The organism is Pseudomonas sp. TWR1-1-3, from assembly GCF_049896805.1.
Classification (GTDB): Bacteria; Pseudomonadota; Gammaproteobacteria; order Pseudomonadales; family Pseudomonadaceae; genus Aquipseudomonas; species Aquipseudomonas bubulae.
The window spans coordinates 81,264-101,916 of record NZ_JAFCUZ010000005.1 but is presented as its reverse complement, the minus strand read 5'-3'; the positions used below and the strand labels follow the sequence as shown (position 1 = coordinate 101,916).

Here is a 20,653-nt window from a genome sequence, read left to right as displayed (position 1 = left end):
ACCCTAGCCCTCTCCCAGAGGGAGAGGGGACTGACCGCTGCGGGTTCAAGCACGGCGCAAATCAGCTCCCTCTCCCTCCGGAGAGGGTTGGGGTGAGGGCTGGCGGTTTGTCAGAAACTCACATCCACCTTGGTCCACAGCGTGCGGCCCGGTTCATTGATGGCGCGCGGGTCATTGGCCGGGTAGCCGTAACCGGCGTTGCCCGCCATGTTCAGGTGCTCGCTGTAGTTTTTGTCCAGCAGGTTGTCGACCCCGGCGCTGACCTTGAGGTTTTTGTTGATGCGGTATGCACCGTTCAACGAGAACACGCCAAAGCCGGCACTTTTGCCGAAATCCTTGCCGACCACATTGCCCGCGTTGCGGTCTATGCGGTCCTGGCGCGCCACGACGCGCCACAGGGCGCCGGCACTCCAGTCGTCCTCGCTGTAGGTCAGGCCCAGGCGGGTGTCCAGCGGCGGCATTTGCGGCAGAGCCTTGCCATCGCTGGTGTTCTTGCCCCAGGCGTAGGCCAGGGTGGCGTCGGCTTTCCAGTTTGACGTCAACTGATACGCCGCGCCCAGCTCGCCGCCCATGACCCGGGCGTTGATGTTTTGCGCTTGGGATGAGCCCTTGGTGTAGTCGAACAGGATGTAGTCGCGAATCTCGCCGGCGTACACCGAGGCCCAGGCCTCCAGGGTGTCGGTCTTGTATTGCAGGCCCGCATCGAGCTGCGTGGTTTTCTCGGGCTTGATGGCGTCGAATGCATTCACCGAACCGGTCGGGCCGGAGCTCGGCGAAAACAGCTCCCAGTAATCGGGGAAGCGCTGAGTGTGGCCCAGCCCGGCGTACAGGGTGGTCGGGCTGTCGCTCAGGTCATGCTCGTAACGCACAAAACCGCTGGGCAGGGTGTCGGCGCGGGTCTTGTCCAGGGTCGGGTTGGGCTTGCTCATCATCCCCGAGCCGAGTCGGGCGCGGTAATCCTTGGCGGATGCGCGGTCAAGACGAGCACCGGTAATCAGCCGGTCACGCTCGGCGGCGTACCAGGTCAACTCGCCAAAGGCGCCGTAGTTGTGGAAATCGGCGTCCTTGCTCCAGTTCTGGTCCTTGTAGGTATCGATGCCCATGCCCATGCGTTTGCGGTGTTCGTTGGTCTGCGCATCGATGCCGCTGATTAGCTGGTAATCGGCCCAACGCCAGGTGGCCTTGATCCGCGCACCGAGGGTACGGCGGTCGACGTTGGACGCCATCGGCCCTGCCATCATGCCGGTGCCCGAGGGGGTACGCAGTGTGTAGTTGTCCATCACATGGTCGGCGTAGTTGTAGTAGACCTGGGCTTCGATCTTGTCGAGAACGTCGCCGATATTGGACTTTTCAAAGCGCAGTCCCAGGCTTTCGCGCTTGTACTGGCTGCCGTCCATGCCGCGTCCGGCCGAGCGCGCTTCACCGTCGCCCTTGCCGGCGGTGAGTTCCAGCAGGGTGTCGGCGTCCGGGGTCCAGCCCAGGGCAATGTCGCCGTTCCATTTGTCGTAACGCGACGGCACGGTGTCGCCGTTGCCGTCCTTGTAGTCATCGGCATGGGCGGTGTTGCCGATGACCCGCACATAGCCCAGCGGGCCACCGGCGGCGGCATCGATGGTTTTGTCGAAGCGCCCGTTGGAACCCGCCAGCAGGCTGGCATTGACCCGTGTGCCCAGTTCGCCGAAGTGCTCGGGCTCGCGTTCGAAGAGGATGGTGCCCGCCGAGGCGCCCGGGCCCCAGAGCACGGTTTGCGGGCCTTTGATCACCGTGAGCTGGTCGTAGGTTTCCGGCGAGATGTAGGAGGTGGGTGCGTCCATGCGCCCGGGACAGGCGCCGAGCATCATGCCGCCGTTGGTAAGGATATTCAGGCGCGAGCCGAACATGCCGCGCAGCACCGGGTCGCCGTTGGTGCCGCCGTTGCGGATCAGGGCGAAGCCGGGGATGGTCTTGAGGTAGTCGCCGCCGTCACTGGCAGGCACGGGCTGGCGCGGGTCCTTGGGGTTGGTGACGATGGTCAGCGGTGAGCTGGGGGCGATGGCGGTGATCACCAGCGGGCTCAGCTCATTGCTGTGCCCGGCATGTTCGTCGGCCACAGCGGTGGTTGCCAGAATCGCACAGCACAGGGTGCTAAGGGTAAAGGGCAAACGGGAGGCAGCAGTAAAGCGGGACATAGACATTCCAATAGTCAGACGAATACAACTCGGCCACGCACCTGCGACTGTCTGAAACAGTGCATGCAGGTCGGCCAGATGATGTGTTGTGGTGTCGGTAGCTAAAGGAATACGGGAGGCGCGCGGGATCGGGAGCCGGGGAAGACCGGTTGCCGGGCATGGCCCAGGCGGGGATTGGCGGCCAGGTAACTACGGGGTTCTGGTGAGTTATAGAGGGTCAGGCCCGGGGTGCCGGGCAAGGCCGGGCAACTGAACAGCAGGGTGCAGTAGCCGCACTTTTCCCAGATGGCATGGTGGTCGGCTGAAGGCTGTTCATGTTCGGCGTGCGCAGACATGTCCATGCTCATATCCATCGACATGGGCATGGAGGCGTGATGATCCATCGGCATCGCCTGGGAAATCAGCGGGCCGATAAAAATCATCAACATGGCAAACAGGCTCAGCCAACTGCCGCGAATATGCGACATGGAGTGCCTGGCGCGAGGTTCGCGCACGGGGGTCAGCAACCTTGGCCGTTAGTGGGCGTGCATGTGTTCCATGCTGTCTTCAGGTGCCTGCTTCTGCACATTGACCTCAACCGGCACGGCGCCGGCTTTTTCAAAATGCAGGGTCAGCGGGAAGTGCTTGCCGTCCTGCAGCAGGCTGCGGTCCTTGAGACCGAACATCATCACGTGGTACGCCATGGGTGCAAAAGTGACGGTGCCGCCGGGCGGCACTTCGACGCTGGCCACGGGCAGCATCTTCATCAAGTCGCCTTCCATGATGTGCTGGTGCAGTTCGGCCTTATCGGCAATCGGCGTGTCGACACTGACCAGCCGATCGGCCGTGCTGCCGGTGTTGTGAATGATGAAATACGCGGCCACGGTGGGCGCATTGGGCGGCAGCTCCTGGGACCACGGGTGGGCGATTTCGAGGTCGCCGCTTTTGTATTCGTGGGCGTTGGCAAAACAGGCAGGCAGCAACACAGCCGCCGCAATCACGACGTGCTTGAACAGGGAAAGGTTCAACATGGCAATTCTCCGGAATGATTCAAAACGCAAAGGGGTTGCGAGGAAGAATCAGACCAGGGGCGATGCGCGGGGGTTGAGGCTCGGCCATTGCTGGCGCGGGGTGGGGCGCTTGAGGTGATCCGGGACCAGGCTGTGGCCCCGCTCGATGGCGGCAAAGTAGAGCTTGGGAATATGCGCGGGCAGCGCCACCACCGGCGCGGCGCCCGAGCAGCACCAGCAATGCTGCATGGTGGAATGATCGTCATGCTGGTTGTCGGCGGGCTCGAACGTGCCCAGCGATACGGCGACCATCTTGGTGCCGGTGGAGGAGCAGAAGCTGCTCCACATGAACTGCTCGGTGGGCCCTCGCTCAACGGATTGGGTCGCCCCGGCCATCGACATGGCGAGCATGTTGAACAGCACTGCAAAGCAGGCGATCCAGGCAAATGCAAACCGTTGTCGGGACATGACGAATTCCGTGAGTGGAGCGATCAAGGGGCTATTTAGCCTGAATGCTCGGCGTAAGTAAAAAGTGCGGGTGTGGCGAAGTGTCGCGCAAGTATAGCGGATGCGGGTTTTGTGCTCCTCCTCGGGCCAATCTGTGGGAGCGGGCTTGCTCGCGATAGCATCTGCTGGTTTTACCAAGCAGACCGCGTCGTTTGCATCGCAGGCAAGCCTGCTCCCACCGGTTGGGTGCTGTTCATAACAAATAACGTTCCTGCGCCAACGCATCCAGCACGTCCTTGGCCGTCAAAAACTCCCGATCCACCTGCGCCAGCGTCGGCCGCTTGAGGATCAACACCGGCACTGCGCGCTCGCGGGCAACTTGCAGTTTGGGTTCGGTGGCGCTGCTGCCGCTGTTTTTGCTGATCAATACGTCGATGCGCCGTTGTGCAAACAACAGGCGTTCGTCATCGATGAGGAACGGCCCGCGTGCGCCGATCACGTCGCAGCGTGCAGTGCCGGGGTAAGCGTCGAGGGCGCGCAGGGTCCAGAACTGCTCTGGCGGAATTTCGTGCAGGTGCTCCAGCGGCTCACGGCCCAAGGTGAACAAGGGGCGCTGGAAGGTGGCGAGCGCTTCGACCAGTTCGCTCCAATCTGCCACTTCACGCCAGTCATCACCCGTCTGCGCCACCCAGGCCGGGCGGCGCAGCGCCCAGCACGGGATGCCACTGGCAGCAGCAGCGAGGGCCGCGTTATGGCTGATTTTCGCCGCGTAGGGGTGGGTGGCGTCCAGCAGGATGTCGATGCGCTGTTCGCGGATGTACTGCGCCAAACCTTCAGCGCCGCCATATCCGCCCACCCGTACCTCGCAGGTCAGGTCCGTCGGTACCCGGCCAACCCCGGCCAGGCTGTAGACATGCTGCGGGCCCAGGGTACGGGCAATGGCCAGCGCCTCGGTGACGCCGCCCAATAACAAAATACGTTTCATGCAAAGGCTCCGGCGTGACCGACAATCCCGCCCTGGCGGTCGATGGCAAACACTTCGACCTGTACCTGGGCCGGCACCACGCTGCGGGCAAAGTCCAGAGCGTGCTGGCACACCGCATCGCCCAACGCGATACCGGCCGCACTGGCCATCGCCAGGGCTTGCTGGCTGGTGTTGGCCTGGCGGATGGCCTCCTGGAGTGGATGGTCGGCCCCGATATCCGCTGCCCATTGGGCCAGTTGCGGCAGGTCGATGCTGGAATGGCGACTGTGCAGGTCCATATGCCCGGCGGCCAGTTTGCTGATCTTGCCGAAACCGCCGCAAATGCTCAGTTTATCCACAGGCACTTTGCGCAGATGCTTGAGCACTGCGCCGACAAAGTCGCCCATTTCGATCAGGGCGATTTCCGGCAAGTTGTAGACCCGGCGCATGGTGTCTTCGCTGGCATTGCCGGTGCAGGCGGCAATATGCAGGTAACCGTTGGTCTTGGCGACGTCTATGCCCTGGTGGATAGAGGCGATATAAGCCGCGCAGGAAAACGGCCGCACGATGCCGCTGGTGCCCAGGATCGACAGCCCGCCGAGAATCCCCAGGCGCGGGTTCATGGTTTTCAGGGCCAGGGCTTCGCCGTCCTGTACGTTGACAGTCACTTCAAAGCCACCGCCGTAACCCAGTTCGGTTGCCAGTTGCTGCAGGTGCTCGGTGATCATTTTGCGTGGCACCGGGTTGATCGCCGGCTCGCCTACGTTCAATACCAGACCCGGGCGGGTTACGGTGCCGACACCTTGCCCGGCAACAAAGCCAATACCCGGTTCCGGTCGCAAGCGCACCCGTGAATACAGCAGTGCGCCGTGGGTCACGTCGGGATCGTCGCCGGCGTCCTTGATGGTGCCCGCTTCGGCGCCGTCTTCCCACAGACGGCAGAACTCCAGGCGCATTTGCACCTGTTTACCCTTGGGCAAAGTGATTTGCACGGCGTCGTTACACACGCCGCCCAGCAGCAGGCGGGCAGCGGCCAGGCTGGTGGCGGTGGCGCAGCTGCCGGTGGTCAGGCCGCTGCGCAGGGGGGCGGGTTGTTCGGCAGTTTCGTCACGCATCGAGAGGCTTGGTCATGTCCAGAAGGGTAATCGGCAACGCCTGACGCCAGGTGTCGAATTCACCCAGGGGCTGGGCCTGGGCAATATGGATGCGGGTCAGTTCGCCGCCGTGGCGCTCGCGCCAGCTCATCAGCAGCATTTCGCTTTGCAGGGTGACGGCATTGGCCACCAGCCGCCCGCCGGGCTTGAGTCGCTGCCAGCACGTGTCGAGCACGCCTTCGCGGGTTACGCCGCCACCGATAAAAATCGCGTCCGGGGGCTCCAGACCGTCAAGAGCCTGGGGTGCCTTGCCGCGAATCAGTTGCAGGCCGGGCACACCAAGGGTATCGCGGTTACGTTCGATCAGTTGCTGGCGGCCTTCGTCGGCTTCAATCGCCAAGGTGCGGCAACTCGGCCAGGTACGCATCCACTCGATGCCGATCGAGCCGCTGCCCGCGCCTACGTCCCACAGCAATTGGCCTGGCAGTGGCGCGAGGCGGGCGAGGGTTACGGCGCGCACATCGCGCTTGGTCAACTGGCCATCATGCTCGAACGCGCTGTCGGGCAGCCCACCGATACGTGACAGCGGCCGGGCGCTGGCGTCGGCCAGGCAATCGATGGCGACCAGGTTAAGCGCCGCGACGGGCGGGTCACTCCAGTCGCAGGCGCGGGTGTCGATCCTGCGTTCAGCCTGGCCGCCCAGGTGTTCCAGCACCGTCATGCGGCTGGGACCAAATCCCTGCGCGCTCAGCAGACGGGCGATGATGGACGGGCTGCTGCCATCGTTACTCAGTACCAGCAGACGTACACCGCTGTGCAGGTGGGCATTGAGGGCGACGACGGGACGTGCCACTACCGACAGCGTGACTACGTCCTGCAGGGCCCAGCCCATGCGTGCTGCGGCCAGGGAAAAGGACGATGGCGCTGGCAGCACCTGCATTTCATCCCGCGCTACCCGTCGCGCCAGGCTGGCGCCGACACCAAACAGCATGGGGTCGCCGCTGGCCAGTACGCAGGTCGGCGTGTTGCGCAGGGCCAGCACTGGGGCCAGTGAAAACGGGCTCGGCCAGGTCTGGCGCTCGGCGCGAATGCAGGCGGGCAACAGGTCGAGCTGGCGCTGGCTGCCGATTACGCGGGTCGCGCCCAACAAGGCGCGGCGCGCATTTTTGCCCAGCCCGGCAAAGCCGTCCTCACCGATTCCCACAACTGTTAGCCAGGGCGACATGCCGATCCTCTTGATAAACGCCGGGTTGTTCCTCCGCTACCGGGCGAAGGCCCTGCGGAAACAGGTGCGCATGATAACGCGCCTTGCCCTGCACCAGAGTTCATCTTTACAGGTGGTAGCCGGTTAGTGCCGTTGTACCGGAGATTCGGGCCAAGATTTGCCTTCCGTGGGTTCTGAGGCAGTCGCCAGTGACAGATGATCAGCTTGAGCCGGATGACTGGCTCGCCGCCATGCAAACAGGGTATCTGGACAACCTGGAGCGGCTCGATGCCGCGGGGCAACTCACGGCGCAAGAGTTTATCTGTCTGCAGCAGGTCATTGCGGTGCAACCGCAGCATGTCTATGCCCTTGAGCTTGGCGCGGACAACGGCCCGGCCGCCGATCTTGCCGGCCATTTCATCGTAACCCGGGCAGACAGCAACCCGCCGGGCGCATTCCTGTATTCCCCTCTCGGTGGATTGGAGCGCATCGCCAATTCAACCGCGCTGCGCACAACCCTCAAGCGGCGTCTGGCCGACCCGCTGGTACGTGACACCTTGCTGCGCTTTATGCCGATCGAGGTGCGTGAAGACCTGAAAAAACTGCGCTCCCTGAGGATCAGGCGGTGCTTGATTGAAGGTCTGGTATTTGAGCATCGCACACGCTCGTTGCAGGATCTGCGTTTGCACAACCTTGAGTTGTTGAGGGCGCGCCTGCTCGATCTTCCGTCCCTGCGCGGGGTGCTCAATGCACAGCTCACGCTGGCCCTGGAGCACGAGTTCCAGGGGTTGGGCCTGTCTGGTCAGACGCTGCAGGTCAACAGCTATGCGATGGCGACGGCTGGCAGCCAGCCACCGTTGTCGAGCATGAGCCTTCTGGATCTGGCACTGGCGTACCTGGGCAAAGGCGAGTGGCCGGGCAATCACATCCGCGAGTATCTGAGCTCGACCGTAGCCTTCGATGCAGCTCAAGCACGATCACCCACGCTGGATGTGCGCATGTACCAGTTGGTCAGGGAAATTGTCGGGGGCATTCAGGCCGTGATGCAGCAGCAACTGGAAGCCTGGTGGTATCTCGACATAAAAGGGTTGAGCCTGAGGGTGCTGGCTGTTCAGTTTATGGGCGACCGGTTTTTCAATGAGTTGTTACAGGCTCGTCACGAGGGGCGGATTGATCCCGTGCAGTTCGATGCACTGCTGGCTGTGGGGCGCTCGCGCCTGAATGATGATCGATATCCCCATGGGCAATGGCGGCCCGCCCGCCTGTCATTGCTGGGGCAGGGGGGCGCCAGGGTAGAACTGGCCGGGCTGTTCAGTGTGTATGTACCGGTCTCCACTCCCGAGCTGTTTTTGTTCAGCGAACAGGCTGCACTTGAGCGCTTTGACAATGACGAGACGCTCAAGGGCCAGGTGCTCGCACGGCTCAAGGAGCCCCGCGACAGAGACAACCTGCTCGGTCATGTGTCACGCGATCAGCGGCCGGTATTGCGCCTTATGCTTGACCCGGTCCTGAGTGTCGAGACCATCGAGGGTGATCTGTTCGAAAACCGTGTGCGCTCCATCATCGACAAGCAGGCGCGGGATTTTACCTTTCTGCTCGGTGCCATACGTGGCAAGGACTGTAATGTGAATGCCGTGGTGGATCACGGGCTGGATGTGCGTGCGCTGCTCGACCCACGCTTGACGGAGCCCAACCAGCAAGGGCGCTGGAGTACCCGGCTGGCGCTTGATGGCCCGGCGACAGCTGCGGCTACGGCAGGTGACAGCGCTACGTTACCTTTGATCCAAAGCAAACTGCAGGTGCTCAACGGGCAGGTAGCCCTGATGCTGCTGGGCCGGCCCGAGCTCAGGGGCTTTGCCCACCGACGGCTCAAGCAGCATCTGGCGTCGCCTGGTTTGAGCCATTTGATCCCCGGGGATCTGGTGCTGCGTATTTATGGCACCGCGACCTTGCGCAAGCAGTTGGAGCCGTTGCGGGTTATCCCGCTGGTCGATGCGTTGCTGGATCGGGTCACAGGCTGGAGTCCGCTCCCGGTCGATGGCGCGCGAATACGTCTTGGCGTGCAAAAAAACAGCCCGGACATCAAGCCGATCGATTACCCCGATGGCGCAGCCGTCCTGGCCTTGCTCGACCGCGCTTCTGAGGGCCTCGTTGCGCAATTCATGCAGCAACTGCACGGGTTTTACTATATGGGGATGGCCGCATTGGCGGGTTCGGCCGTGATTAGCCGATTGGCCCGGTTCCGGGGCTCGGCGCTGCGTTACGAGGCATTCTTCAGGCAGATGGACGGGCGCCTGGACAGTAACGGGAGTGCCATTGTCAGGGCTGTGCTGGAGCATTCGACTTACCTTGCACGACGGGCGCTCAACGGGTTTATTCCCGATGTCTGCGAGCTGGCGTTAACCCTACCCGGCAGACGCCCAAGCATCACGCTGCGCAACTGCCTTGTGATGACCGGGCGCGGTGGCACTGACAGCGTCAACTCCGGGCAAGCCGTCTTGTGGACGGCAGCCTGGAGCCTGGAATGTTTCGATTCACTGGCATCATGCCTTGAGACCTTGCAGGCCCGCTTGCGGGATCGTGTTGAACAATGGCATCTGTTGCGCTGTATCAGCTTGCGTGAGCGCGAAAGGGTGCAGGCCGCCGTTGATGTGAAATGGACTGCCAGCGTGATCGACACCGACTGGCTTGAAGCCTGCCAGCGCCGGGAGACAGAAAAACACCTCAGTGATATCGGCTTCCTGCTGGAGCGAGGTGTGGTGCAGCAGGTGTCGGCATCGGAACTGGTCAACCAGGTGGATTGCTACTGGTCGGAGCAGGCGCAGTTCAATGTTGACGCAATGCTCGCCGCCGCCCGCCAATGGCAGTTCCGTGAGGGTTTGCCTGACTGGCTCAAGCACGCTGCGGCCAGTGACCAGCAAGCCTACGGTCGGATCCTGCTGCGAATTCAACAGGCCGGGAGCGAGGGGTATTCGCAAGACGTGCCCGAGCTGCTCGACTATGCCCGCGAGCGGTTGTTGGCACGCTTGAGGGCTGACTTTCCGGGCGTGGCAATTGACCCGGACAAGGTCGAAATCAGTGTGGTGCAATACAGCGGACCGGCTGGCGGAGAGATCGCCGGAGGCGCGGCAGTCTCCAGGCTGAGGCGATCGCTGACGTACTTTGCCCTGAGTCATTTTTTCAATGTGCACTCTGGCGTGCGCAGCTATCGCTCACTGGGCGAAGAACCTTTGCCTGCGGGGCTGGATGACCACTATGTGAGTGAGCTGGTGCGTTCGCTGGATCTTGGCGAAAGCTATCAGGCCCTGCTGGTCGAAAAGCTCACCCCGGGCCATGAGGGGGCTGCACGGCGTCAGGGCTTGTTCTGTCAGCAGCTGCCTGCGCAGGTGCTCGAAGACGCGCTGCAAGCCCGAATCAAGGGCGCATTGAGCCTGACGGCCCATGATTTCGTTGAGCATGTACTGAACAGCCCGGACGCCAAAGCCCGCGAACGCTTCAAGGGCATCGAGCTGGTCGTGCGGCCACTGGCTTTTCGCGCCGTAACCGGTCGTCATCCCGACCGGGCGCAGGGCATGTACCTGATTGGTCCGGCTGCTCTGGATAGCGGGCCGCAGGTGTTGTATGTGCTCTACGGCAAGGGGCCTGCGCTTCGAGAGTACAGCAGCCAGTTCGATTTTCTGCATCGGTTGCACGGTTCTGGAGCCTTGCAGGACGAGGTGCTGGAGCGGCTGGAACCCCGGGTTCGTAAAATTTATGAATATGGGGGATTTCGCGAGCCGCATATCGGCTATGTCGATCCGACCTTGAGCTCGCCGCAGGTGGCCAATCCTCCCGCCAGCCTCGATCCCGGCCAGTTGACCGGTAACTGCCTGAACAGGTTGTACGTCGACACCCTCAATGTGCGGCTGGCCCTGGCTCGTACCCAGGCCCGCAGCGCAGCGCAGGCGGACTGGGCTTCCCTTGTGTATCTGCTGTCGCTGCTGGCGGACACTGCTTTGCTGATTCTGCCGGGCAAGCTGAGTGTGCCCTTGATGATCTGGCAGGCCCAGACCAGTGCACAGTCAGCTGCTCAGGCCGTGGCAGATGATCGCTGGGGGCAGGCCGTGTTTGATTTTGCCACGGCGTTGTTGATGATCGCGGGTAGCCATGGCGCACTGAGGCGCACAACCGGGGAACCTCACGTCGTTGCTGCCTTCGAGGCCCCTCTGGAGACCATGACCCGTGAACAGCAGGCCAGCTTGCGGCCCTATGCGGCCAATCATGTGTCGTTGGATAATCTGCATGAAGACACTGGCTCCGGGTTGTTTACTGACCCCGAGTCAGGCCACCGCTTTATCGTTCTGGACGGGCAGGTGTTTCAAGTCGCAGCCTGGCAGGATCGATGGCGTATTCATATTGGTGAAGACCGCGATGGCCCTCTGGTCAAACGCAGCCCCCATCAGCGCTGGGTACTCGATCTCAAGGAACCGTTGCCAGGCGGTGGTCAGGCACTGGGCACGCGGTCGGGTACATCGGGGAGCGTTTCGTTTGGCCGGGAGCACACAGTTACGGTCCTGGGCATGCCTGCCATCGAACGTCTGCAGCCACGCAAGGCCCAGGTGATTCGGGAGGCGCACGAACAGGCTATTCGCTATCTGACTGATTGCAGGGAGCATCTGCAATCAGTCGGCTCCGCCAGCCAGCTGAATGCCCAGACCCGGCGCTTTCTTGCCAGGGTGTTCAGTGTGAGCCAAGTCGACGACCCCTTGCTCGACAAGCTCAAACGCATCGTCGACAAACTGCTGACGGCCCTGCAATCCACCGAGTTTTCACCACAGCACTCCAGCCGCTACGGCTTGTACTCACCGCCCAACCCGCGAGAAGTGGCGCGGGTTTCTTCGCTGGGCAGCGTGATCAAACGCAAGACCGTGCTTTTTTCTCAGGGTTACTTCGCCTCGGCCGACGAGATTTTCAGCCTGTCAGTGATGGGGGTGGACGGCCGCGAGTTCGACCGGGTCAAGCATTCGACGGCCACCATTCTGCTCCATGAATTCAGCCACCTGGTCATGGGCACCATTGATATCAATTATCTGGGTGTAAGCCATCCCTTCGAAGAGTTGCTGGTTCCCGAGCGTGACTGGGATGGTCAGATACGTACGCTTAAAAGGCAGATGCAGGATCACCGTTATCGTCAACTGACCACCGAAATTCGCAAGGCAGATCTTTTCAAGGAGAAGTACAGCAACCGGCGCAGTTACCTGCCCCTCCCTTTCAAGCTGGCACACAGCTTGATCCACAAGACCCGCAGCAAAAACATCGAAGAGGTGCGTGACCGGTTTTTCAGTGACCCGGTGTTTCGCGAGAGGGTGATCCTGATGAATGCCGACTCTCAGACGTTGTTGATTACCTGGCTCGGGTACTTCAAACCGGCAACTGTCGCTGTCGTTTGATCCCCCGGAAAGTGCCCGGGTATCTATGTAGTGCCGTTGTCGTCCGGGGGCGCGATAGCGTGTTGTGCATTGTCCGCAAGCGAAGAGAGATCACCCATGAAGGCAATCACTTCCACATTTAATTCCGGCTCTGCATCGAACGAAACCTTCAATGTCCGCCCGATGGCTGCTGGCAACGGCGGGCAGGCCGAGGGGCTGGTGATGCAGTTAATGAACATCGCTTCCCAGGTTGATGAATTGTTGCGGCCATGGCCTGCACCGTTTTCGTATGCGTATTCAAGGCTGGTGAAAGCGCTGGCCCGCGCGAGGCATGACGTGCTGGAGCTCGACCGTATGCGGTTACGGGTCGCTGGCTTGCGTGAGCCGGTGTCGCTGATGGAAGCATTGTTGCAACAGGTCACCGGACTACAGCCGCTGCCGCGTGATCCCGAAAGAATAGAGGCGGGCCTGCACTTGCTGGATACCCCGGATCTCAATCCGCCCAAGCCACTTTCAGGCAGTGAACTAATCAACGTCATGGATCAGGCCGCAGCGGGGTTTTTCCAGGGGTATGTCAATCAGCTCCGTGCGTTTTTCTATACCCCGGCCCCACCGCCGAGGGCCGATACGTTGATCGACAGGCTGTGTACCCTGAGGTTGGCGATGCTACGGGCCGAATTGCAGCTGATGCAATCGGGCAACCGGCTTTCAGCGGCGGACCTGGCGGTGCTGGGCGCGGTGCTGAGCCAGCCGGTGAGCGCCCGGCGTCCAGCATTGGCAGGGTTTGTTCCCGATGTGTTTGCCATTGCACTATCAATCAATGGCGCACAGGCCGGGCTGGATATCGTCAACTGTCTGTTGTTCACCGAACGCGGTGGTCAGCAGCCTGCAACTGCCGGCCGGGCCATATTCTGGAGCCCGGATTCGGGGTTCGAAGGCTTTGCGTCGGTGGGCGAGTGCACCATCCAACTGCAAGCCCGCCTGGCGGACAAGGCACGGCGCTGGGAACTGCTGAGCCATGTCAGCACGGGCACGCAGCCGCAGGTTACGGCCTGGCTGGACAGCACCGCGAACGGGAAAATTGGCGGGCTTCAATTCGAACGTGTTGAACACGACTTTGTCCGAGAGACCCAGCTACGGGCTATTGCCAAGGTGCTGGCGGACGCCGGCTTTGCCTGCCGTACGGCTCAAGCCATCCCCTTGTCGGCGCAAGCCTTTGAAAATCTTATCCACAGTGAACTGGTACAAGGTCGGGCAGGGCTGGTGTTGGAGCCTGTGGTTGAAATAGCGCGCCTGCAAGCGTTTGAGGCGGCAATACCGCAGTGGTTGAAAAACGCCTCGAAGGCAGACAAGTTGGCTTATGCCGGGTTGTTGCAGCGCTATCCAGGGGCAGGGCAGGAACAGCAAAACTACCTGCATGATATCCCGCCGCTTGCCGAGTACGCCCGCGCGTTACTGAAACTGCGTCTGGAGCTCGACTTCGCGGGGCAGGCGCCAGACCCGGATGCGATCGAGGTGGTGATCGACACCTATGTGCCTTCCCCGGTACCGGTTGGTAGCACGCCCTCTTTTTTGCCAGCGGCGACGACGCGCACTGTTCAGACCCTCACGCAATTTTCGCTTAACGGTTTTTACCGGCTCAATGCAGGCGCGATTTCCTTGCGAGCCCCTAATGGCAGTGCGTTGCCGACGGCCTTGAATGCGACGTATGTAAAACGACTGACCCGACAACTGGAAATCGGCGCGCATTACCGTGCTTTGTTGCAAGACAAGCTGGCGCCCGGAAAACCGGGGGTGACCTTGCGCCAACAACAATTCTCCGAGCAGCTCTCGCTGCAGGTGATGGAACAGGCCCTGCGGGAAAAACTGATCGACCCTGGCCAGGAGATGGCGTATCGGTACATACAGCAGGTCATCAACATGCCAGATGGAGCGGCCCGCCTGACGTTGGACAGAATGCCGATCATCGTCCGGCCATTTGAGCTGGTAGCCGAGCCCGAAGCCGATCCTGATCGGGCCAGGGGGCTCTACATCATTGGGCCTGTGGAGTCAGGCGCCGGGCCGCAGATCCTGTGGGTCAACTACAGCGAGCGCTTTACATTCAAAGCGTACAACAACGAAGCCGCCTTGCTCGACGACCTGCGTATCAACACGGACCTGCAGGCGCTGGTGCTCCAGCGTCTTGAGCCCGAGGCCCGTAAAACCTACAACTATGGCGGTTTTGTGGAGCCCCATATCCCGCAGTATGTGGACGCGTCCCTCGGCAGTTTCATGCTCAGGCCGGCCCCCCCGACCCTGGCGCCAAGGCCCATCGCGGGCAATCTGTTTGAACAGTTGTATGTCGACAACTACCACCTGTTGCTGGACATGGCCGCCGCCCAGTCGAAGACCTCCGCCGAAGCCGACTGGGAGTCATTCAAATACCTGTTTTCGTTGATTGCATCGACTGCGTTGATGTTTTTGCCTGCCAGGCTGAGTATTCCCATGGTGGTCTGGCAAACGGCGGGTTTTGTGCAGCAGGGTTTCGAGGCCGCGCAAAAAGGCGAGTGGGGTGAAGCCGTGGCTGATTTTGCCTCGTCGCTGGCACAGATAGGCAGTGGTTATCTGACACTGCGCCAACTGAAAACAGTGACTCCGACAGTCTTGCGTCAGCCGCAGTCCGAAGTGGCGGTGCAACTCACGCCTGAGCAGGAGATCGGCCTGCAACCTTTTCAGGCCAATGATGTGGCATTGCTGGACCTCAAGCAGGACAGCCTGACCCGGTTGTACCGTCACCCGGGCACAGGTCTTCACTATGTGCTGCTGGGCGGGCATGTTTTTCAGGTGCAGGCCTGGCGCGAGCGCTGGCGCATTTTTATCGGAGAAGGCCGCGAAGGGCCGCTGGTAAAAATCAACGAACGTGAGCATTGGGAGCTTGATCTCAAGGAACCGCTACTGGGGGGCGGCCCTGTGCTGTCGACCACGGCTTCGATATCCGACCGCCTGACCCATGAGATGCAGGCCATCGGCATGGCCAGCATTGAGCGGCGTTTTCCTGACAAGGCACAGGCCATTCGCGAGGCCCATGCCCAGGCCGTCACCTACCTGCAGCGCAGTCAAAGCGCCCTGCACACCTTGCTCGAACCGGGGACGCAGAATGCCCGGAACCGAGCGTTGATACAGACGTTCTTTGATGTGGAACACGTTGATCAGCCGTTGCTTGACCGACTCAATGAAACGGTCGGGCCCCTGCTTGCGAGGTTTTTGCATCCCGATCTGTCGCCGCTGACTTCCAGTAAATACGTGGTCTGCCGCTCCCGGTTCAACGACAAGGCCGTCGCCTGGATACACCGCTGGGATTTGCACAAGCGCCTGTACTTGAGTGAGCATTTTTTCAGCACTCTATTTGAAACACCCTACGCCTTGAGCCAGGCGTTTGTGAAAGCCACCCAGCCACCTTTCAGGACCAACGTGCATTATCGGGCGGCCTTTATGCTGCATGAGATCAGCCATCAGGCGCTTGATACCGAGGACATCAACTATCTGAATCCCGGCTTTCCTTACGAGGACCTGCTGGATGAATCAACCCCCCTGGGCAGCCAGATCAAGTCGTTTAACCAGATCGTCCAGAGTTGCCATTCACCCTATATCTCGACCGAGCACCTGTTTCAGCAATTTGATCCTGAAGAGCGCACCTGGGCGGATATACCCGCTAACCCGGGCAAGGCCAAAATCAAGGCGCTTAGCGGTGTCAGGACCCTTGAGCAAGCGCGGCCGATCTTTAAACACGATGCTCGTAAACGCATTGACCTCATGCTGGCCAATGCCGATTCCGTGGTGTTGTTGATCACCCGTCTGGGCCGGGATCATCCACAACTGCCCGAGGTTAATACACGGGAGTAGTCATTCCGTCCGGCAGGCTTTTCATGCACTCGCCCAAAGCAGGCATAATGCGCGACCTGCAATAGCGTATTGCCTGCTCTGGATAGCTCCTTGAACTTGCCACCTGAACTTTCTGTCACGACGCCTGTGCGCCCTTCGGCTTGCCCGGGGTTACTGCGTATCGTCCAGGCAATGGATGGCGGTATCTGTCGGGTCAAGCTGGATGGCGGCGCGATTAACGCCGATCAGGCTCGCACGGTGGCAGATGTGGCTCAGCGGTATGCCAGTGGTGTGATCGAAGCGACCAACCGTGGCAATTTGCAAATCCGTGGTGTGGGGCCGCAGCACAGTGCATTGATTGCGCCCTTGCTGGCGGCCGGGCTTGGGCCTGCTACTGCCGCCAGTGACGACGTGCGCAACTTGATGCTCAGCCCGAGTGCCGGCATTGATCTGCAGATGCATATCGATACGTGGCCGCTGGCCCGGCAGATACTGGCCAGCCTGCAAAGCACGCCAAGGTTCACCGAGCTGTCGGCCAAGTTCGCCGTGCAACTGGATGGCGGCGAGGCCCTGGCCATGCTGGAGCATCCGCATGATCTGTGGTTGTCGGCATTTGTGCGTAATGGCCAGACGCTGTTGGCTTTTGGCCTGGCCGGGTGCCCGGCGCACGATTGCGCGTTGGCAGCCGTACCCGTGGAGTACGGGCATGAGCTGGTGTTGGCCGTGCTGATGCAGTTTCTGGATCTGGCGCGACCTGAGCAAACCCGCATGCGTCATCTGCTGGAGGAGGTCACCACTGAGTCATTTGTCGGGCAGCTGGCACAGCGAATCAGCGTGGCACTGTTGCCTGCTGGCGACTGGCAGTGCAGGGCCATCTCGGCGTCCATGCACCTTGGCTCTTGGCCACAGCAAGCGCCTGGTCGGGTCTATATCGGCGGGGCGCCGGCACTGGGGCGGCTGGATGCGGCGATGCTCACGGGGTTGGCCGAGCTGGCCGAGCGCTACGGCGATGGCACTTTACGGTTCACGCCATGGCAGAGCGTCTTGTTGCCCAACATAGCGGCCGCTCAGGCCGCTGCGGTGATGAGCCAGTTGATGGTGCTCGGCTTGATCGTAGAGGCTGGCAACCCGCTGGCGCATCTGGTGGCCTGTACCGGCTCCAGTGCCTGTGCCAAAGGGCTGGCCGACACGAAGCAGGATGCCCGTCAGTTGGCCGCGTTGCTGCCAAAGCCTTTGAATATTCACCTGACCGGCTGCCAGCGCTCCTGCGCGGCAGCCCACGTCGCGCCGGTCACTTTACTGGCCGTGGCGCCCGGTCATTACGACCTCTATTTACGCACCCCGGAGCACGCCGGTTTCGGTGTTCTGCGCGAGCGCAATCTTACAATTGAAGCGGCGGGCGCCTGGCTTGAGGCCCGCCAATGGAGCAACACCGATGATTGATTACATCCGCGATGGTCAAGAGATCTATCGCAATTCGTTCGCCATTATTCGTGCCGAGGCCAACCTCGACAGCATCCCGGCGGATCTCGAAAAACTGGCCGTGCGTGTGATCCACGCCTGCGGCATGGTCGATGCCATTGAAGACCTGCGTTTTTCGCCGGGTGCCGGCAAGGCCGGGCGTGATGCGCTGGCGGCAGGTGCTGCCATTCTGTGCGATGCGCGCATGGTTTCCGAAGGCGTCACCCGTACCCGTTTGCCGGCCAACAACCCGGTAATCTGCACCCTGCGCGAAGAAGGCGTACCTGAGCTGGCGCTGGAGAAGGGCAACACCCGTTCGGCGGTGGCCCTTGAGCATTGGCGCCCGTACCTGGAAGGCAGTGTGGTGGTGATCGGAAACGCGCCCACCGCGCTGTTTTACCTGCTGGAAATGATCGATGCCGGCGCTCCCAAGCCGGCACTGATCCTGGGCTTCCCGGTGGGCTTTGTCGGCGCCGCGGAATCCAAGGCCATGCTTGCGGCAGACAGCCGTGGCGTGCCGTTTGTGATCATGCAAGGCCGCCGTGGCGGTAGTGCGATGGCGGCTGCGGCCGTCAACGCCCTGGCCACGGAGATCGAATAATGGCGCAACCAGGACGTTTGATCGGTTTGGGCGTAGGCCCCGGCGACCCTGAGCTGATCACGGTTAAAGCCTTGCGCCTGCTGCGCGAATCGCCGGTGGTGGCGTATTTCGTGGCCAAGGGCAAGAAGGGCAATGCGTTCGGCATCATCGAAGCCCATCTGCAAGACGCGCAAACCCAGATGCCGCTGGTGTACCCGGTGACCACCGAGGTGTTGCCGGAGCCGTTGTCCTACGAGCAGGTGATCAGTGATTTCTACGATCAGGCCGCGGTTGAAGTGGCCGTGCATCTGGATGCCGGCCGTGATGTGGCAGTGATCTGCGAAGGTGATCCGTTCTTCTACGGCTCCTATATGTACCTGCACGACCGTCTGGCCCAGCGTTTTGAAGCACAAGTGGTACCGGGCGTGTGCTCGATGCTGGGCGGCGCTTCGGTATTGGGCGTGCCGTTGGTGTATCGCAACCAGAGCCTGTCGGTGCTCTCGGGTGTGCTGCCCCACGAAGAACTCAAGTCGCGGCTGGCGGTTGCCGATGCGGCAGTGATCATGAAGCTGGGGCGCAACTTTCATAAAGTGCGCGAAGTGCTGGGCGAGCTGGGGCTGGCCGAGCGGGCGTTGTATGTCGAGCGCGCCACCATGAGCAATCAGAAGATCGTGCCGCTCAATGAAGTGGAACCGATGTCTTCGCCGTATTTCTCGCTGATTATCGTCCCAGGCGAAAGGTGGCAGGGTTGAGTCGCCCGGCACCGGCCATTGTCATTCTGGGCAATGGCAGCCTGGACACTGCACGCCGTATCCAGCAGTTGCTGCCCGGCGCTTCTGTCCTCGGGCTTGCAGGGCGGGTAGCCGGCGGTGATCGCAGTTACAGCGATTTCGGCGACACCCTGCGTCAGCTTTATCAGCAGGACACGCCGATTATTGCGCTATGCGCTGCGGGTATTGTGATCCGCACGCTGGCGCCGTTGCTGCTGGAAAAAGGCGCCGAGCCACCGGTACTGGCGGTTGCCGAAGACGCCAGCGCGGTGGTGCCGTTGCTGGGCGGGCTGGGCGGGGTGAATGATCTGGCGCGGGTCATTGCGGCGGGTCTGGGCATTGCTCCGGCGATCACCACCAGCGGCGAACTGCGCTTTGGCACCTGTCTGCTCAATCCGCCTGCGGGCTATGTGCTGGCCGATCTGGAGCTGGGCAAACGCTTTGTTTCGGACCTGCTGGCCGGCGAATCAGTGCGTATCGAAGGCGATGCGCCGTGGCTGGCGCGGGCGCAACTGCCCGAAAGCGGGCAGGCGCGTCTGGCGATCCATGTGGGCAGCGCCGAGCGCCTGCCAGTGGCAGACGAGTTGCTGATTTATTCGCGCAATATACTGGCGCAGGTGTGTGCCGAGGTTTCGCCACAGTCAATCCTCGAATCGTTGTACCAGGCCGGGCTGGCACGTCCGTCGCTGGCGTGCATCGTCGCACCGGAAACCTTGATGGCCAGTGCAGCGCTGCGTGAAACGGCCCTTGAGCTGGCGGTGCCGTTGCGGTTTGTGGGCAGCGATGCAGCGTTGCTGCCTGTTGCCTGGCGTGAACCGGGCAATGGCGTGGTGCTGGGTGTTGCCGCGGCGCCGCTGGAACCTGAAACGATTGGCCGGGCCCGTGGCCGTCTGGCTGTAATTGGCCTGGGCCCCGGCGCTGCCGAACTGATGGTGCCTGCGGTCAAGGCCGAGCTGGCACGGGCCAATGATGTGCTGGGTTATGAAACCTATGTGCGTATGGCCGGCCCGTTCCGCGACGATCAGGTGATGCATTGCACCGATAACCGCGAAGAGATGCAGCGCGCCCGCCACGCCTTCGAGCTGGCGGCGCAGGGGCGTTCGGTGGTGGTGGTGTCTTCGGGGGATCCTGGGGTTTTTGCCATGGCCGCAGCCGTGCTCGAAGCCTTGCATGAGTCTGTGGACCCGCAGTGGCACAGCGTCGATCTGGAGATCCTGCCGGGTGTGTCAGCTTCACTGGCAACGGCCGCGCAGGCCGGGGCGCCGCTGGGGCATGACTTCTGTGTGATGTCGCTGTCGGACAACCTCAAGCCGTGGAGCATTATTGAGAAGCGTCTGGACCTGGCTTGCGAGGCGGATCTGGCGTTGGCGTTCTATAACCCGATTTCCCGTTCGCGGCCGTGGCAATTGGGCGTTGCGCTGGATATCGTCAGGCGCCATCGCACGGCGCAAACACCGGTGGTGCTAGGTCGTGACATTGGCCGTCCGGGCCAGACCCTGCGCACCTTGACCCTGGGCGAGTTGACCCCGGAGCAGGTGGATATGCGCACCATGGTGCTGGTGGGCTCGTCGACGACGTGCACCTTTCCCCGGGCCGATGGCACGCAGTGGGTGTACACGCCGCGCTGGTATGGCGAAAAACCCTGAGCCCTGTGGGGGCGAGCCTGCTCGCGAAGCGGCTGTCAGAGCCTTTCGCGAGCAGGCTCGC

The 20,653-nt window shown here is 61.7% G+C and carries 13 protein-coding genes; 6 read left to right on the top strand and 7 right to left on the bottom strand.

Annotated elements, in window-relative coordinates; translation table 11 throughout:
* Window positions 1-110 precede the first annotated feature (110 nt).
* The 7 genes from ACP7BE_RS18915 to cbiE form a co-directional block, all read right to left on the bottom strand.
* On the bottom strand, window positions 111-2,168 hold the full coding sequence (locus ACP7BE_RS18915; RefSeq protein ID WP_095001013.1) for a TonB-dependent copper receptor: 2,058 nt from the start codon (window positions 2,166-2,168) through the stop codon (window positions 111-113).
* A gap of 101 nt (window positions 2,169-2,269) precedes the next feature.
* Window positions 2,270-2,635, bottom strand: a complete 366-nt coding sequence (locus ACP7BE_RS18910) for a DUF2946 domain-containing protein (RefSeq protein WP_095020802.1) — start codon at window positions 2,633-2,635, stop codon at window positions 2,270-2,272.
* Window positions 2,636-2,683: 48 nt separating this feature from the next.
* Window positions 2,684-3,178, bottom strand: a complete 495-nt coding sequence (locus tag ACP7BE_RS18905) for a copper chaperone PCu(A)C (RefSeq protein WP_095025270.1) — start codon at window positions 3,176-3,178, stop codon at window positions 2,684-2,686.
* Between the two features lie 48 nt (window positions 3,179-3,226).
* The gene (locus tag ACP7BE_RS18900) at window positions 3,227-3,625 is read right to left on the bottom strand and encodes a DUF2946 domain-containing protein (RefSeq protein ID WP_095001016.1); all 399 of its coding nucleotides are present in this window, start codon (window positions 3,623-3,625) and stop codon (window positions 3,227-3,229) included.
* Window positions 3,626-3,857: 232 nt separating this feature from the next.
* The gene (locus ACP7BE_RS18895; protein ID WP_426106867.1) at window positions 3,858-4,589 is read right to left on the bottom strand and encodes a cobalt-precorrin-6A reductase; all 732 of its coding nucleotides are present in this window, start codon (window positions 4,587-4,589) and stop codon (window positions 3,858-3,860) included.
* Window positions 4,586-5,683 carry a cobalt-precorrin-5B (C(1))-methyltransferase gene (locus ACP7BE_RS18890; protein WP_095024322.1) on the bottom strand — a complete coding sequence of 366 codons (1,098 nt, stop codon included), beginning with the start codon at window positions 5,681-5,683 and terminating at the stop codon, window positions 4,586-4,588. Before ACP7BE_RS18890 ends, ACP7BE_RS18895 begins: the two co-directional genes overlap by 4 nt.
* Window positions 5,676-6,887, bottom strand: coding sequence for a precorrin-6y C5,15-methyltransferase (decarboxylating) subunit CbiE (gene cbiE, locus ACP7BE_RS18885; protein ID WP_095017649.1), 1,212 nt, complete (start codon window positions 6,885-6,887; stop codon window positions 5,676-5,678). The genes ACP7BE_RS18890 and cbiE overlap by 8 nt, the downstream gene beginning before the upstream one ends.
* Window positions 6,888-7,075: 188 nt before the next feature.
* On the opposite strand from cbiE, the gene ACP7BE_RS18880 reads away from it, so the two are divergent.
* From ACP7BE_RS18880 to cobJ, 6 genes are all read left to right on the top strand, one after another.
* Window positions 7,076-12,295: a dermonecrotic toxin domain-containing protein gene (locus tag ACP7BE_RS18880; RefSeq protein ID WP_426106864.1), complete on the top strand. Its 5,220-nt coding sequence runs from the start codon at window positions 7,076-7,078 to the stop codon at window positions 12,293-12,295.
* A 96-nt stretch (window positions 12,296-12,391) separates the two neighbouring features.
* Complete coding sequence (locus ACP7BE_RS18875; protein ID WP_426106862.1) at window positions 12,392-16,156, top strand: dermonecrotic toxin domain-containing protein; 3,765 nt, start codon at window positions 12,392-12,394, stop codon at window positions 16,154-16,156.
* A 90-nt stretch (window positions 16,157-16,246) separates the two neighbouring features.
* The gene (cobG, locus tag ACP7BE_RS18870) at window positions 16,247-17,578 is read left to right on the top strand and encodes a precorrin-3B synthase (RefSeq protein ID WP_288143080.1); all 1,332 of its coding nucleotides are present in this window, start codon (window positions 16,247-16,249) and stop codon (window positions 17,576-17,578) included.
* A complete protein-coding gene (locus tag ACP7BE_RS18865; protein ID WP_016783380.1) occupies window positions 17,571-18,197 on the top strand; it encodes a precorrin-8X methylmutase in 627 nt (208 codons plus the stop codon). Before cobG ends, ACP7BE_RS18865 begins: the two co-directional genes overlap by 8 nt.
* The gene (locus ACP7BE_RS18860; protein WP_086798974.1) at window positions 18,197-18,928 is read left to right on the top strand and encodes a precorrin-2 C(20)-methyltransferase; all 732 of its coding nucleotides are present in this window, start codon (window positions 18,197-18,199) and stop codon (window positions 18,926-18,928) included. The genes ACP7BE_RS18865 and ACP7BE_RS18860 overlap by 1 nt, the downstream gene beginning before the upstream one ends.
* A complete protein-coding gene (gene cobJ, locus ACP7BE_RS18855) occupies window positions 18,925-20,592 on the top strand; it encodes a precorrin-3B C(17)-methyltransferase (RefSeq protein ID WP_150629002.1) in 1,668 nt (555 codons plus the stop codon). The genes ACP7BE_RS18860 and cobJ overlap by 4 nt, the downstream gene beginning before the upstream one ends.
* Window positions 20,593-20,653 lie beyond the last annotated feature (61 nt).

What these genes read in the sequence shown, in the direction of transcription:
- ACP7BE_RS18915 (WP_095001013.1), bottom strand. Translation starts at nt 2,168, where the DNA reads ATGTCCCGCTTTACTGCTGCCTCCCGTTTGCCCTTTACCCTTAGCACC.
- ACP7BE_RS18875 (WP_426106862.1), top strand. Translation starts at nt 12,392, where the DNA reads ATGAAGGCAATCACTTCCACATTTAATTCCGGCTCTGCATCGAACGAA.
- ACP7BE_RS18865 (WP_016783380.1), top strand. Translation starts at nt 17,571, where the DNA reads ATGATTGATTACATCCGCGATGGTCAAGAGATCTATCGCAATTCGTTC.
- ACP7BE_RS18910 (WP_095020802.1), bottom strand. Translation starts at nt 2,635, where the DNA reads ATGTCGCATATTCGCGGCAGTTGGCTGAGCCTGTTTGCCATGTTGATG.
- cbiE (WP_095017649.1), bottom strand. Translation starts at nt 6,887, where the DNA reads ATGTCGCCCTGGCTAACAGTTGTGGGAATCGGTGAGGACGGCTTTGCC.
- ACP7BE_RS18900 (WP_095001016.1), bottom strand. Translation starts at nt 3,625, where the DNA reads ATGTCCCGACAACGGTTTGCATTTGCCTGGATCGCCTGCTTTGCAGTG.
- ACP7BE_RS18895 (WP_426106867.1), bottom strand. Translation starts at nt 4,589, where the DNA reads ATGAAACGTATTTTGTTATTGGGCGGCGTCACCGAGGCGCTGGCCATT.
- ACP7BE_RS18890 (WP_095024322.1), bottom strand. Translation starts at nt 5,683, where the DNA reads ATGCGTGACGAAACTGCCGAACAACCCGCCCCCCTGCGCAGCGGCCTG.
- ACP7BE_RS18860 (WP_086798974.1), top strand. Translation starts at nt 18,197, where the DNA reads ATGGCGCAACCAGGACGTTTGATCGGTTTGGGCGTAGGCCCCGGCGAC.
- ACP7BE_RS18905 (WP_095025270.1), bottom strand. Translation starts at nt 3,178, where the DNA reads ATGTTGAACCTTTCCCTGTTCAAGCACGTCGTGATTGCGGCGGCTGTG.